Source organism: Halovulum sp. GXIMD14793 (assembly GCF_054457435.1).
This window is the reverse complement of sequence record NZ_JBTLNE010000052.1, coordinates 1-12,193: the sequence shown is the minus strand read 5'-3', so window position 1 is coordinate 12,193 and position 12,193 is coordinate 1. Positions and strand designations below refer to the sequence as shown.

The 12,193-nt window shown below is 61.0% G+C and carries 13 protein-coding genes; 7 read left to right on the top strand and 6 right to left on the bottom strand.

The features are described 5' to 3' along the window. Positions 1–92: 92 nt before the first annotated feature. Positions 93–1,010 (bottom strand): DMT family transporter, encoded by a 918-nt coding sequence (locus ACW9UQ_RS14335; protein WP_458931705.1) that lies wholly within the window; start codon positions 1,008–1,010, stop codon positions 93–95. 150 nt (positions 1,011–1,160) lie between these two features. Here ACW9UQ_RS14335 and ACW9UQ_RS14330 point away from each other — a divergent pair, with 150 nt between their 5' ends. Beyond that, on the top strand, positions 1,161–1,745 hold the full coding sequence (locus tag ACW9UQ_RS14330; RefSeq protein WP_458931704.1) for a LysE family translocator: 585 nt from the start codon (positions 1,161–1,163) through the stop codon (positions 1,743–1,745). A gap of 43 nt (positions 1,746–1,788) precedes the next feature. On the opposite strand, the gene xylA is transcribed toward ACW9UQ_RS14330, so the two are convergent. Next, on the bottom strand, positions 1,789–3,096 hold the full coding sequence (gene xylA / locus ACW9UQ_RS14325) for a xylose isomerase (protein ID WP_458931703.1): 1,308 nt from the start codon (positions 3,094–3,096) through the stop codon (positions 1,789–1,791). A 141-nt stretch (positions 3,097–3,237) separates the two neighbouring features. Between xylA and ACW9UQ_RS14320 the strand changes: the two genes are divergently transcribed. Together ACW9UQ_RS14320 and ACW9UQ_RS14315 are read left to right on the top strand one after the other, a co-directional pair. Further along, on the top strand, positions 3,238–4,062 hold the full coding sequence (locus ACW9UQ_RS14320) for a sulfite exporter TauE/SafE family protein (protein ID WP_458931702.1): 825 nt from the start codon (positions 3,238–3,240) through the stop codon (positions 4,060–4,062). Between the two features lie 314 nt (positions 4,063–4,376). Continuing rightward, positions 4,377–4,535 carry a hypothetical protein gene (locus ACW9UQ_RS14315; RefSeq protein WP_458931701.1) on the top strand — a complete coding sequence of 53 codons (159 nt, stop codon included), beginning with the start codon at positions 4,377–4,379 and terminating at the stop codon, positions 4,533–4,535. Positions 4,536–4,600: 65 nt separating this feature from the next. Here the strand turns inward: ACW9UQ_RS14315 and rpmB are convergent, their stop codons facing one another. Continuing rightward, a complete protein-coding gene (rpmB, locus tag ACW9UQ_RS14310) occupies positions 4,601–4,888 on the bottom strand; it encodes a 50S ribosomal protein L28 (protein WP_458931700.1) in 288 nt (95 codons plus the stop codon). A 128-nt stretch (positions 4,889–5,016) separates the two neighbouring features. Beyond that, positions 5,017–6,003: a methylmalonyl Co-A mutase-associated GTPase MeaB gene (meaB, locus tag ACW9UQ_RS14305; protein WP_458931699.1), complete on the bottom strand. Its 987-nt coding sequence runs from the start codon at positions 6,001–6,003 to the stop codon at positions 5,017–5,019. A 112-nt stretch (positions 6,004–6,115) separates the two neighbouring features. On the opposite strand from meaB, the gene ACW9UQ_RS14300 reads away from it, so the two are divergent. The 3 genes from ACW9UQ_RS14300 (at position 6,116) to ACW9UQ_RS14290 (ending at position 10,851) form a co-directional block, all read left to right on the top strand. Continuing rightward, entirely contained in the window at positions 6,116–6,850 is a 735-nt protein-coding gene (locus ACW9UQ_RS14300; RefSeq protein ID WP_458931698.1) for a DUF3108 domain-containing protein, read from the top strand. 3 nt (positions 6,851–6,853) lie between these two features. Further along, positions 6,854–9,325: an ATP-dependent helicase HrpB gene (gene hrpB, locus ACW9UQ_RS14295; RefSeq protein ID WP_458931697.1), complete on the top strand. Its 2,472-nt coding sequence runs from the start codon at positions 6,854–6,856 to the stop codon at positions 9,323–9,325. A 95-nt stretch (positions 9,326–9,420) separates the two neighbouring features. Further along, the gene (locus tag ACW9UQ_RS14290; RefSeq protein WP_458931696.1) at positions 9,421–10,851 is read left to right on the top strand and encodes a Glu/Leu/Phe/Val family dehydrogenase; all 1,431 of its coding nucleotides are present in this window, start codon (positions 9,421–9,423) and stop codon (positions 10,849–10,851) included. A gap of 109 nt (positions 10,852–10,960) precedes the next feature. On the opposite strand, the gene ACW9UQ_RS14285 is transcribed toward ACW9UQ_RS14290, so the two are convergent. Both ACW9UQ_RS14285 and ACW9UQ_RS14280 read right to left on the bottom strand, forming a co-directional pair. Next, the gene (locus ACW9UQ_RS14285) at positions 10,961–11,524 is read right to left on the bottom strand and encodes a hypothetical protein (protein WP_458931695.1); all 564 of its coding nucleotides are present in this window, start codon (positions 11,522–11,524) and stop codon (positions 10,961–10,963) included. Continuing rightward, positions 11,508–11,621, bottom strand: a complete 114-nt coding sequence (locus tag ACW9UQ_RS14280; RefSeq protein WP_458931694.1) for an entericidin A/B family lipoprotein — start codon at positions 11,619–11,621, stop codon at positions 11,508–11,510. The genes ACW9UQ_RS14285 and ACW9UQ_RS14280 overlap by 17 nt, the downstream gene beginning before the upstream one ends. A gap of 129 nt (positions 11,622–11,750) precedes the next feature. Between ACW9UQ_RS14280 and ACW9UQ_RS14275 the strand changes: the two genes are divergently transcribed. Continuing rightward, the gene (locus ACW9UQ_RS14275) at positions 11,751–12,113 is read left to right on the top strand and encodes an MFS transporter (protein ID WP_458931693.1); all 363 of its coding nucleotides are present in this window, start codon (positions 11,751–11,753) and stop codon (positions 12,111–12,113) included. The last annotated feature ends 80 nt before the right edge of the window (positions 12,114–12,193 follow it).

Below are 12,193 nucleotides of genomic sequence, written 5' to 3'. Positions count from 1 at the left end.
GGGGTGTTTCGCATGGACATCACCTTCACTTTGACAAGCCTGACGTGGCGCTTTGGCCAAGTTTAGCGGCGCATGCGCGGTGGGCTCAAGGTTTAGGGGCCGGTGGCTGGTTTTGCTCGCTTGCGCAATTGGGTCTCGCGCTGCGCAATATAAAGCGTGGCAGCAATGATGATCGTGCCGCCGATCAGGGTGGCGCGGTCGGGTACTTCGTCAAACATCCAGTAGGCTGCGATGCCGATGAAGATCAGGCGCAGATAGGTGAAGGGGGCGATGACGGCAGCCTCGCCATGTCGGTAAGCTTCGATATCGGCGACGTTGCGGATCGCCCCCGTGATTACCAGCAGGGCGACGAAGGCCCAGATTGCCGGTGCGGTGGGCAGGGCAAAGACCGGTGCGGCAAGCGGGATCGAGATGATCACTGTCACCAGCACCGAAGAAAATAGTGCTGAGAAGGAGCCGTCCGCTTCGGCCACGCCGCGCGATTGGATCAGGGCGGCTGCGAACAGGATCGAGGATAAAAGCGCGGTCAGCATCGCCGGGTGCAGCGTGCCAAAGCCCGGCCTTATGATGATCAGTGCACCGGTAAAGCCGACGGCGATGGCCGCAATGCGGCGCGGGCCGACCTTTTCCTTTTGATACAGGGCCGACAGGATGGTGGCAAAGATCGGGGCCATGAAGAACAGAACCGTGACCGTGGTCAGCGGGATTTTGGCGATTGTATAAAACCCTAGATGGGTGGAAATCGCGATCATCGCTCCGCGCGTGACATGCAGCCAAGGCCGGGTAAAGCGCAACTGGCGGCGCAAACGGGCGACCAGCAGGATCGCCGCAAGCAGGACAAGCAGTGTAATGCCCGCGCGCAGCAGGACCACCATACGGCTGTCAACTGCCAGCGAGGCCGCGCGGACAGCAACCGTCATCGCACTGGATGCGGCGACGGACAGCAATATCCAGCCGATACCGCGCAGGTTATCGACGGCGAAGTCGGGGCGGGTGGTGGCGGTGGACATGAAGGCTCCCTCTGTTTCCATCCTTTGCCTTAGCGCGGGGAAGGTCAAGTTGGATCGGACAGGGTGGGCCTGTTGCTTTGCGCACGTTTCGGGTCGTGCGGTTTGCCTTTGATCACGCAGAAACGGGGCTGGTATTGAGAAAGGCCCGCCATGCTGGAAATCACCCTTGCCCTTCTGATCTTTCTGTTCCCGCTGGCTTACAGTCCCGGGCCCGGCAACATGTTTTTTGCCGCCAATGGTGCGCGCTTTGGCCTGCGCGCGACGTTGCCGGCGAATGCGGGATATCATCTGGCGACATGGGCCGTGACAGCGGCCATCGGCTTTGGGTTTGTCGGCGCGATGGAGGCGTCGCCGGGCCTGTTTGCGGCCATCCGCTGGATCGGATCAGGCTATGTTCTGTATCTGGCCCTGCGGTTTTGGCAGGCCGGGGCTATGGGGGCAGGGGCTGCGGCGCGGCCAGCCGGGGTTGCGGATGGGGCGCTGCTGTTGGTGTTGAACCCCAAGGGCTATGTCATCATGACGCTGATGTTCAGCCAGTTTTTGGGCCGGGCCGAGGTCGGGGTACTTTGGATCACCACGGTTTTTACGTTGAATAACCTTGTGGCCTTTCTGGCCTATACCCTGCTGGGGGACTGGCTGGCGGCACAATTACGGGGCGAAGCGCAGGCCCGCGCGATGAACCGGGGCTTTGCGCTTGTGCTGGCCGGGGTCGCGATCTGGATGGCGTTGGGGTAGGGCCGCGGCGATAGGTTGGCCCTGCCAGGCAGTTCTGGGCACCTTAGATGTATCGATTGACGATATTCTCCAGGATTTCCTGTTGGCCAGAGCGGGGTTCGGGGGTGATCCCCTCTTCCTCGGCCCGTTTGGCGATATCGGCAAGGCTGCGCTGGCCAGTCAGCATCGCCTGTGCCTCGGGCTGTTGCCAACCGGCATAGCGGTCCGCCAAGGGGGTCTCGAGCGCGCGGTCGTCGAGCATCTCTGCCGCCGCGATCAGGGCGCGGGCGCAGACATCCATGGCTCCGACATGGGCCGCAACCAGATCACTTGGGTTAAGGGATTGCCGGCGCAGCTTGGCATCGAAATTGGTGCCGCCGGTGGTAAAGCCACCGCCGCGCAGGATTTGGTAATAGGCCAGCACCACCTCGGCCGGGTTGTTCGGGAACTGGTCGGTATCCCAGCCGGATTGGTAATCGTTGCGGTTCATGTCGATCGAGCCGAAAATCCCCAGCGCATTGGCCAGCGCGATTTCATGTTCGAAACTATGCCCGGCCAGGATGGCGTGGCCTTGTTCGATATTGACCTTCACCTCACCTTCCAGACCGTAGCGTTTCAGGAAACCGTAAACCGTGGCGACGTCAAAATCGTATTGATGTTTGGACGGTTCCTGCGGCTTCGGCTCGATCAGGATTGCACCTTTGAAGCCGATCTTGTGCTTATGCTCCACCACCAGTGACAGGAAGCGCCCGGCCTGGTCCATTTCCTGGGCCAGATCGGTGTTGAGCAGGGTCTCATACCCCTCGCGCCCGCCCCAGAGGACATAGTTCTGGCCTTGAAGATCATAAGTGATTTCCAGCGCGTTTTTGACCTGCGCGGCACACCAGGCGAACACATCCGGGTCCGGATTGGTTGCGGCACCCGACATGAAGCGGCGGTGCGAGAACATATTGGCGGTGCCCCAAAGCAGCTTTGTGTCCGAGGTTTCCATCTTGCGCGCAAGCAACTCGGCAATGTTACGGGCGTTGCGATTGCTTTCAGCCAGAGTTGCGCCTTCGGGGGCTATGTCGCGATCGTGAAAGCAGAAAAACGGGGCTTGCAGGATTTCGAAGAGTTCAAAGGCGATATCGGTTTTTTGTCGGGCCCCGTTCATGTCGTCGGGGAACCAGGGGCGCTGGAATGTGTCGCCGCCAAACGGATCAGTGCCGGGCCAGCAGAAGGAATGCCAATAGGCGACCGCAAAGCGCAGGTGATCCTTCAGGCTTTTGCCCATGATCTGGTGGGTGGGGTCGTAATGGCGGAAGGCCAGGGGATTGGTGCTGTCGGGGCCTTCATAGGTGACCGGTGCGATGTCTTTAAAAAACGGGCTCATCTGGACCTCTGCTGGGGGATTGTCGATGCTCGGGGCAGAAAACGCTGGAATGGTGGGCGGGTCAATGCCTGCAGTAGCTGAAGGGCTGGTCTGTTCCGGGTGCGCGTGGCAGAACGGGGCGTCAGGCTGGAGAGGGTACGGATGGAGTATGATACAGGTTTACTGATCGCGCTGGCACTTGGGCTGGCCGCGACAGGGTCCGTTGCGGGTGTTCTGGCCGGGCTGTTAGGGGTTGGCGGCGGGATCGTTATTGTGCCGGTGTTGTTCCAGTTGTTCGATTTTCTGGAGATTTCACCAAGCGTGGCGATGCATCTGGCGGTAGGCACGTCGCTGGCGACGATTATACCGACCTCGATCTCGTCAGCGCGGTCGCATCATGCGCGTGGGGCGATTGATATTAGTCTTCTGAGGCGCTGGGCGCCGACGATCTTTCTGGGGGCGCTGGCAGGCGGAGTTTTGTCGAAATATCTTGATGGGACAGTGCTGACAGAGATTTTTGGTGGCATTGCTTTGATCGTGTCGATCAATATGGTTTTGCCGCGGCCGCCGGTTCTGGCAGAGAGTTTGCCAGAGAACCGTCCTGCGAATGCTGCGATTTCCGGTGGGATCGGCGGGTTTTCCGCTTTGATGGGGATCGGGGGCGGGACGTTGTCCGTGCCGATCCTGACGCTGTTTTCGTTTCCGGTGCATCGCGCTGTGGGGACGGCGTCTGCTTTTGGTCTGGTTATTGCGGTCCCGGCGGTGTGTGGTTTCATCTGGGCCGGTTGGGGCGCTCCGGATCGGCCGCCGCTGTCGCTGGGCTATGTTAATCTGGCGGCGGCTGTGGTCATTTTCACCCTGTCTGTGGTGACCGCCCCTTTAGGCGCGCGGCTGGCGCATGCCATCAATCCACGGCATTTGCGGTTGGCTTTTGCGGTGTTTTTGGGGCTGACTGCCCTGCGAATGCTGTGGAAGGTGCTGAATTGAGCCGCCTTTCGGCGGCAAGACAGTCAGTGGCCTTCGGCCCGAGCCTGCCGGCGGCCCCCTCCGGGGCGGCCCTGCCGGGGGCGGATATTTGTGAAACAGTGAAGGAGCCGGCCTTGCCAATGCCACAATCGCCCGGCAGGTTGAGGCGAGATCGGTCAAGAGGGAGAAGTTTGGTGCGGGTTTTTCTTGTTTTGGCACTGTGTTTGCCAGCCCAATCCTGGGCTGCGGGCGTAACAGAGTCGGCGTGTTTGAGGTCAGATCGGTCGCCGGGGCGGGCGGCCTGTGCCTGTGCACAGCAGATTGCGGATCAGGTTTTGAGCCGGTCGGATCAAAAGACTGCGGCGAAGATTATTTCCAACCCGGATCACTTTTATCGGTATTATGGATCGGACAATCCCCGGCGCAAGGCTTTTCTGGAACGGTATCGCAATTGGGGCAGTCTGGCCGAAGAGAATTGCCGGAAGGCGCGCTGAGCGTTTTGCAAAGAAAAACCCGGCAGGGCGGACCCACCGGGTTAATCCACTAAACTGCTTTGAGATCAGGCGCTGGCCTGAGCCTTTGCAATGGCGCGTTTTACCTTCAGCGCGCCGGTTGAAAGGTCAGCGTCTTTTGCTTTGGCCAGAAATGCGTCCAAACCGCCGCGATGATCGACGGTGCGCAGGGCAGAGGCCGAAATGCGGAAGCTGAACGACTGGCCCAGCGTTTCGCTTTGCAGGGTCGCCGCATTCAGGTTTGGCAGAAAGCGGCGCTTGGTTTTGTTGTTTGCATGGCTGACATTGTTGCCAACCATCGGCTGTTTGCCGGTCAATTCGCAGCGGCGCGACATGGGCTTTGTCCTTCGGTTCGAATAGCTTCGTTCAACGGCACCGCCGCCCCGATGGGCGGGGGCCGGAAATCCAGAGCCGCCTTCTAGGTGAGGTGGCAGGGAAGGTCAAGCGATTCCGATGTGGATTTTCAGGTATCGGGCAACAGGGTGGCCAGCAATTGGCGTGCGGCGGCGGTCGGGGATATCTGTTCCTTGGTCAGAGCGGTCTCGAGATCTGCGCGCAGGTGGCGGGCCCTTGGGTCTGTGGCCAGCCTTTGGGTCAGACCGGCGCGCAGTTCTTCTTCGAACCAGCTGTGCTGCTGGTGCTGACGGCGGGTCTGCAGCAGGCCGGATTGGCTTCGCCAGTTGGCCAGGGCCTCGACCTCGGCTGTGGCATCCGCCAGGCCGTGACCAGTGATGGAGGACAGGCTGAGCGCTTTGGGGAAGCCCTCGGGGTCGTTGTCGCGGGGGCGCATCAGGCGCAGGGCGCCGGCGTGATCAGCGCGGGCGCGTTCGGCCGCTTCGGTCAGAGCGCCATCCGCCTTGTTGACGATGACCAAATCGGCAACCTCCATGATGCCGCGTTTGACGCCCTGCAATTCGTCGCCGCCCGCGGGTGCAAGTAGCAGCAAAAAGACGTCCGTCATCTCGGCCACCAGGGTTTCGGACTGACCGACGCCGACGGTTTCGATGATGATCCGGTCAAAACCTGCGGTTTCCACCAGCCTTATCGCCTCACGCGTCCGGCGCGCCACGCCGCCCAGTTCCAGGCCGCTGGGGGTGGGGCGGATGAACGCCCCGGGATGCCGGGACAGACGCTCCATGCGGGTTTTATCGCCCAGAATCGACCCGCCGGAGCGGCCCGAGGACGGATCCACCGCCAGAACGGCGACTTTATGTCCGGTTTCGCAAAGATGCAGGCCGTAGCTTTCCGTGAAGGTGGATTTGCCCACCCCTGGCGCGCCGCTCAGGCCAATGCGCAGAGTACCCGAGACCTCGGGCAGCGCGTCCAGCAGAGCCTCAGCCTGGGTGCGGTCTGCGAATGTTTTTGATTCAACCAGCGTGATTGCTTTGGCCAGCGCGCGGCGCGATCCGGCCAGCAGACCCTCACGAATTATGTCGGTTTCTGTGATCAAAGTGACTGGCCTTGCTGGGTTCGATGTGATTTTTGAACTGCCAAGGAGCAGAGTAAGACCTATCTTTCAAGTCAACTTAATGCTGTCCAGTGAAAACCGGCAGGAGGCGAAGATGCGGAAACTATTTGGAAAATGGCTGGCCGTTGCGGCGGTTCTGGCAACATCGCTGGCCGTACCGGCCACGGCAAAGGATGAAATCCACTCTTACACCGTCTATGTGGGCGGGGTGAAAGTCGGCAATCTGAACATGAGCGCGCGTACCTCGGGCAACCGCTATGCTGCGGTGGCGCAGGTGACTGATGCCGGGGTTGTCAGTGCGTTTTTCGATATCGACTTTTCGGGCCGTGCCGATGGTGCGGTTGTCGGGCCGCACAATTTCCGCCCCGGGCGCTATACCTCGAAAGAGGTTGAGGATGACGGCACCAAGACGCGCGAAGTGCGGTTTAAGGGCAATCGCCCGGTCTCGGCCAGTTTCTCGCCGCAGCGGAAAAAACGCGATTTTGACGTGGTGATCAGCCAGCAAACCAATACGGTTGATCCGGTTACTGCGGCATTTACTGTCCTGGAGCAGCGCCCCAAGGACAAGGCCTGTAACCGGACGGTCGAGATTTTTGACGGGGCCAAGCGCAGCCGATTGAAGCTGAATGCGCTGAAGGATGCGGGTGGGGGTAAGTTCTACTGCACCGGGACGTTCTCTCGTGTTGCCGGGTATCCCCGGTCTCAGTTGCAGAAAAAGCGGAACTTCCCGTTTGTGCTGCAGTTCCAAGAAACGTCGGGGGGTGAGTTGCGGGTCTATCGGTTTGAAACCGACAGCACCTTTGGCACGGTCGCTGCTGTTCGCCGCTGACCTTTGCCTGACGATACGCTGCCAATAGAACCAGCGCTTGCGCCGGTTGCCAAAGCCCTGCATGACGCGGGGCTTTGCGTTTTGCAGGCTCCGCCTGGGGCGGGCAAGACAACGCGGGTGCCGGTCTATCTGGCCGAAGCGGGAATCTCTGGCCGTATTCTGATGCTGGAGCCGCGCCGGGTCGCGGCGCGGGGGGCGGCATTGCGTTTGGCCGAAGCATTTGGGGAAGAGCCTGGTGGGCGGGTTGGTTACCGGATGCGCGGTGATGCTGTTCCGGGAGCCAAGATTGAGGTGGTGACAGAGGGCATTCTGACCCGGATGCTGCAATCAGATCCCGAGCTTAGCGATATTGGCTGCGTTATTTTTGATGAGTTTCATGAACGCTCCCTTCAAGCCGATCTTGGGCTGGCATTGTGTCTTGAGGTGCGCGAGGCTTTGCGGCCCGATCTGAAACTGCTGGTGATGTCCGCAACACTGGATGCCGGGCCGGTAGCTGCATTGATTGGGGATGCGCCGATCGTGACGTCTGAGGGGCGCAGCTTTGGGATCGAGACGCGCTGGCTGGACCGGCCTGCGTCGGGCCTGTCGGGGCGCGGTGTCTATGAGGCTGCGGTGGCCGATTTGGTGGAGACCGCGCTGGCCGAGACCGAGGGCGGGGTTCTGGTCTTTCTGCCCGGTCGGGCAGAGATCAACCGCACCGCCGCGCGTCTGTCCGGGCGGCTGCCTGCCGGGGTAGAATTGATGCAGATGCACGGCTCTTTGCCGTTTCGGGCGCAACAGCAGGTGCTGGCCCCGCTGAAGGCGGGGCGCAAGCTGGTTCTGTCGACATCCATTGCCGAAACCTCGCTGACGGTGCCGGATATCCGTGTTGTGGTTGATGGCGGGCGGGCGCGGAGATCGCGGTTTGATCCAGCCTCGGGCATGGCGCGGCTGGTGACAGAGCGGGTCAGCCGGGCCGAGGCGGATCAGCGCCGGGGCCGTGCGGGACGTGTGGCAGAGGGCTGGTGTTACCGCCTGTGGACCAAGGGGGAGGAAGGCGGGTTGCCTGCGTTCGCGCCGCCCGAGATTGCAACGGCGGATCTGGCCCCGTTGGCGCTGGATCTGGCGGCCTGGGGGGCTGAAGCCTCGGACCTTGCGTTTTTGAGCCCCCCGCCAGAGGGGCATCTGGCAACGGCGCGGCAGCTTTTGGAGGATCTGGGGGCGTTAAAGGACGGGCGGCTGACCGAGGCCGGTCGCCGGATGGCGGCGGTTCCGGCGCATCCAAGGCTGGCGCGTATGCTGGTAGAGGGCGGGGCCGAGGCTGTGCCGCTGGCCGCCCTTCTGGATGGACGCGATCTGTTGTTGCCTGATCCGGCACGGCCACCATCGGATTTGTCCCTGCGCCTTAAGGCTATGACCAATGCCAAGCGGTTTGAGTCGGATCATCCGTTTCGCGTTGACCGGGCTGCTCTGGATCAGGCGCGGCAGACGGCCAAACGTCTGACGCGACATGCTGGTCCGCCGCGCGACCTGTCCCCCGGTGCCCTGCTGTCGCTGGCCTACCCGGATCGGATCGGGTTGCGGCGTGACGGGGAGGCCCCGCGATACTTAATGTCGGGCGGGTCGGGGGCTGTGCTGCCGGATGGCGATCCGCTGAGCGCATCTCGCCTGCTGGTCGCGGCCAATCTTGACGGGGAGCGGCGCGAGGCGCGGGTCCGGCTGGCGCTTTCGGCGGATTTGTCCGAACTGCAGGCGCTGCATGCGGATCGGCTGCAGTGCGTTGATGCGTGCCACTACAACCGGCGGTATCGCCGGGTGGACGCTCGGCGGCAATTGCGGCTTGGCCAGCTGGTGCTGGAGGATGAGCGGTGGGATGGCGCGACGGATGCCGATATCGCCCCGGCGCTGCTTGAGGCAGTGCGCGATCTTGGGCTTGAGGTTTTGACATGGTCCAAACCTGCCACGGCTTTGCTGACCCGGACCGAATGGCTGCGCAAGCGCGGCGCTGACCTGCCCCAGAGCGACCCCGAAACGCTGCTGGCAACGCTTGAGGCATGGTTGTTGCCGTGGCTGCCCGGTATCCGCAGCATTGATGCTCTGCGTCAGGTCGATATTCATGCGGCGCTGCAGGCGCGTCTGGATGCGGATCAGATGCAGACCATCGCCCGACTGGCACCCACCCATATTACCGCACCCACCGGCACCCGGTTGGCCATCGACTATGCTGCCGATCAGCCCGGTGTTGCCGTGCGCCTGCAGGAGATGTTCGGCACCACCCGGCATCCCACCATTGGCCCGGATCATGTGCCGCTGGTCATAGACCTTTTGTCCCCGGCCCGGCGACTGGTGCAAAAGACCGCTGATTTGCCTGCATTCTGGGATACCTCGTACCTGGATGTGCGCAAAGATATGCGCGGACGCTACCCGAAACACCCCTGGCCCGAGAACCCGCGCGAGGCTCCGCCGACGACGCGCACAAAACCGCGATCAGGGTGATTTTTGCGCTGGTCCTTTGGTTGTAGTTTTGTAACTTACTTCGCGTAAGACCGGAAAAATCCGATATTTCAAGTCGGGCCAGAAAAGGAAGCGCTATGCAGCCGACCAACGAACCGTCTTTCCGCCAATCCGTTGACATGATGTTCAACCGCGCCGTCAAGTTGATGGAGCTTCCGCCCGGGCTTGAGGAAAAAATCAGGGTGTGTAACGCCACCTATACGGTGCGTTTTGGCGTGCGTCTGAGGGGTAAGATCCAGACGTTTACCGGCTATCGCGCCGTGCATTCCGAACATATGGAGCCGGTTAAGGGCGGCATCCGCTATGCGACGGAGGTCAATCAGGATGAGGTTGAGGCGCTGGCCGCGCTGATGACCTATAAATGTGCTCTGGTCGAAACGCCTTTTGGCGGCTCCAAGGGTGGGCTTTGCATCAATCCCCGGGACTGGGAACCGCATGAGCTGGAACAGATCACCCGGCGTTTTGCCTATGAACTGATCAAGCGTGACATGATCAACCCGGCACAGAACGTACCCGCGCCCGATATGGGCACCGGCGAACGGGAAATGGCCTGGATCGCGGACCAGTACCGGCGCATGAACACCACCGACATCAACTCGGCCGGGTGTGTGACTGGTAAGCCGCCCCATGCAGGCGGCATCAAGGGCCGGACCGAGGCGACGGGCCGCGGTGTGCAATATGCCTTGCAGGAGTTTTTCCGCCATGCCGAAGATGTCGCCAAGGCGGGTCTTTCAGGCGATCTTGATGGCAAGCGTGTCGTCATGCAGGGCCTTGGTAATGTGGGCTATCACGCGGCCCTGTTCCTGAGCCAGGAAGATGGATCGAAGATCACGGCTGTGATCGAACGCGATGGCGCGATCATCAATGATGACGGCATAGATATCGAAGCCTTGCGGCAATATATTAACGAGAATGGCAAGGTTCAGGGCTTTGCCGGCGGCACCTATACCCAAAACGGGTCTGAAGTGCTGGAAAAGGACTGCGATATTCTGATCCCGGCGGCCCTTGAAGGGGTGATCAACAAGGAAAATGCCGCTGAGATCAAAGCTCCTTTGATTATCGAGGCCGCAAACGGCCCGGTGACGGCTGGCGGCGATGAGATCCTGCGCAAGAAGGGTACGGTGATCATCCCCGATATGTATGCTAATGCGGGCGGTGTGACCGTTTCCTATTTCGAATGGGTCAAGAACCTCAGCCATATCCGCTTTGGCCGCATGCAGCGCCGCCAGGAAGAGGCGCGCCATCTGCTAATCGTGAAAGAGCTGGAGCGGCTGGACAAACATCTGGGCGGTGCCTGGTCTATGACACCGACTTTCAAGGAAAAATACCTGCGCGGCGCTGATGAACTGGAACTTGTACGCTCGGGCCTTGATGACACGATGCGCAGTTCTTATCAGGCCATGCGAGAGGTCTGGCACGACCATGACGGGGTCGAGGATTTGCGGGTTGCGGCTTACCTGGTTTCAATCAGGCGGATTGCGGCCAGCTATCAGTCGAAGGGGCTGTAAGTGGGCAGTTTGTTGCTGGTAGTCTGATGTGGCAATGACGAAGGCGGTCAGTGATCGCCTTCGGAGCCAGCGGGTATATTTGGGAAATAGCAGAGGGCGGCGCAGGGTGTTACTGCCCGTGCGACCCGCCGCCATTACTTTCTGCCTTGTCGCGAAGCGCCTGGTCGATCAGGGCCGCGCCGTCAGGCTGCAGCATCATCGCAATGACATCCGCCATATCGCGCGTTGCCTTGCCGGGGATCACACCGCCGACCCCAACCCGCCGCCCGATCCGCCACCACATGCCGGGCACCCAGGCACGCGGCTGGGCCTGGGTCAGGATCACAGCAAACCCGTTGCTGGGTTTGGCGGAAAACGCGCCACGCTCTACCGAGGCGACATCGGCGATGGAAAACAGCTCCCGCCCGGTGCTGTCAAACAGCCCGCTGCGCGATAGGATCAGGTCCTGCGCGGTATCCTCGTAAAACGCATGCACCCGCCAGAGCAGAAATGCGCCGATGCCGATCAGAGCCGCCTGTGTCAGAAGGTTGGGCCTGGGCAGCATAAATGCCAGGGTGATCAGCAGCGCTGCGAGGCCCAGCCAGATCGCCAATGTTACCCAGCGCCGCACCGGAGATGGGGTCAGGACGGCAACGACCTCTGCCGGGTCGACCGCCTTAGATGCTGTCGTCAATCGCTTGCCCAGCATTGGTGATGTCACGCCCGACACCTTTGACTGTTTCACACGCGCTTAGCGCGCAAAGCGCTACAAGGATCATAAAAACACGCATGGTTCATCCCCTTTGATGGTTGATCTGACGCCGCTGAACCTATCACGCCCGTCCAGAGTTGCGAGGGGATTTTCAACCGCTGCCGCCGTTTTGCTTTACAGGATTCAACCAGACGTGTAGCCCAGCCAGATGCGATCGCGCCTGCCCTTCATTGCTGTCATGGCCACCATCATGATTGATGCGATGGGGATTGGCCTGATTTTGCCGGTCATGCCCGATCTGATCGAGCAGATCATGGGCGAAGATATCAGTCATGCCGCCCTTTGGGGTGGGGTGCTGTCATTTACCTACGCGGCAATGCAGTTCCTGTTCGGACCGACCATCGGCAATCTGTCGGACCGGTTCGGGCGACGGCCTGTGCTGATCACCTCGCTTGTGATCCTGGGGATCGACTATCTGATCATGTCGGTCGCGCAATCAATCTGGCTGCTGGTTCTGGCCCGCGCCATGTCAGGTGACCTGCCCCCCGAAACTTCCCTCGTTCTGATGTAGAGTTTGCTCAACCTTTTGAAGGAGCAAACGAATGCGAAAGAGCCGTTTCACGGAAGTCCAAATCATTGGGATGATCAAAG

Excerpts from the sequence above, each read along its gene's own strand:
- ACW9UQ_RS14320 (WP_458931702.1), top strand. The coding sequence starts at position 3,238 with ATGGAGTATGATACAGGTTTACTGATCGCGCTGGCACTTGGGCTGGCC.
- ACW9UQ_RS14330 (WP_458931704.1), top strand. The coding sequence starts at position 1,161 with ATGCTGGAAATCACCCTTGCCCTTCTGATCTTTCTGTTCCCGCTGGCT.
- ACW9UQ_RS14290 (WP_458931696.1), top strand. The coding sequence starts at position 9,421 with ATGCAGCCGACCAACGAACCGTCTTTCCGCCAATCCGTTGACATGATG.
- ACW9UQ_RS14280 (WP_458931694.1), bottom strand. The coding sequence starts at position 11,621 with ATGCGTGTTTTTATGATCCTTGTAGCGCTTTGCGCGCTAAGCGCGTGT.
- ACW9UQ_RS14275 (WP_458931693.1), top strand. The coding sequence starts at position 11,751 with ATGCGATCGCGCCTGCCCTTCATTGCTGTCATGGCCACCATCATGATT.
- ACW9UQ_RS14335 (WP_458931705.1), bottom strand. The coding sequence starts at position 1,010 with ATGTCCACCGCCACCACCCGCCCCGACTTCGCCGTCGATAACCTGCGC.
- xylA (WP_458931703.1), bottom strand. The coding sequence starts at position 3,096 with ATGAGCCCGTTTTTTAAAGACATCGCACCGGTCACCTATGAAGGCCCC.
- rpmB (WP_458931700.1), bottom strand. The coding sequence starts at position 4,888 with ATGTCGCGCCGCTGCGAATTGACCGGCAAACAGCCGATGGTTGGCAAC.
- ACW9UQ_RS14300 (WP_458931698.1), top strand. The coding sequence starts at position 6,116 with ATGCGGAAACTATTTGGAAAATGGCTGGCCGTTGCGGCGGTTCTGGCA.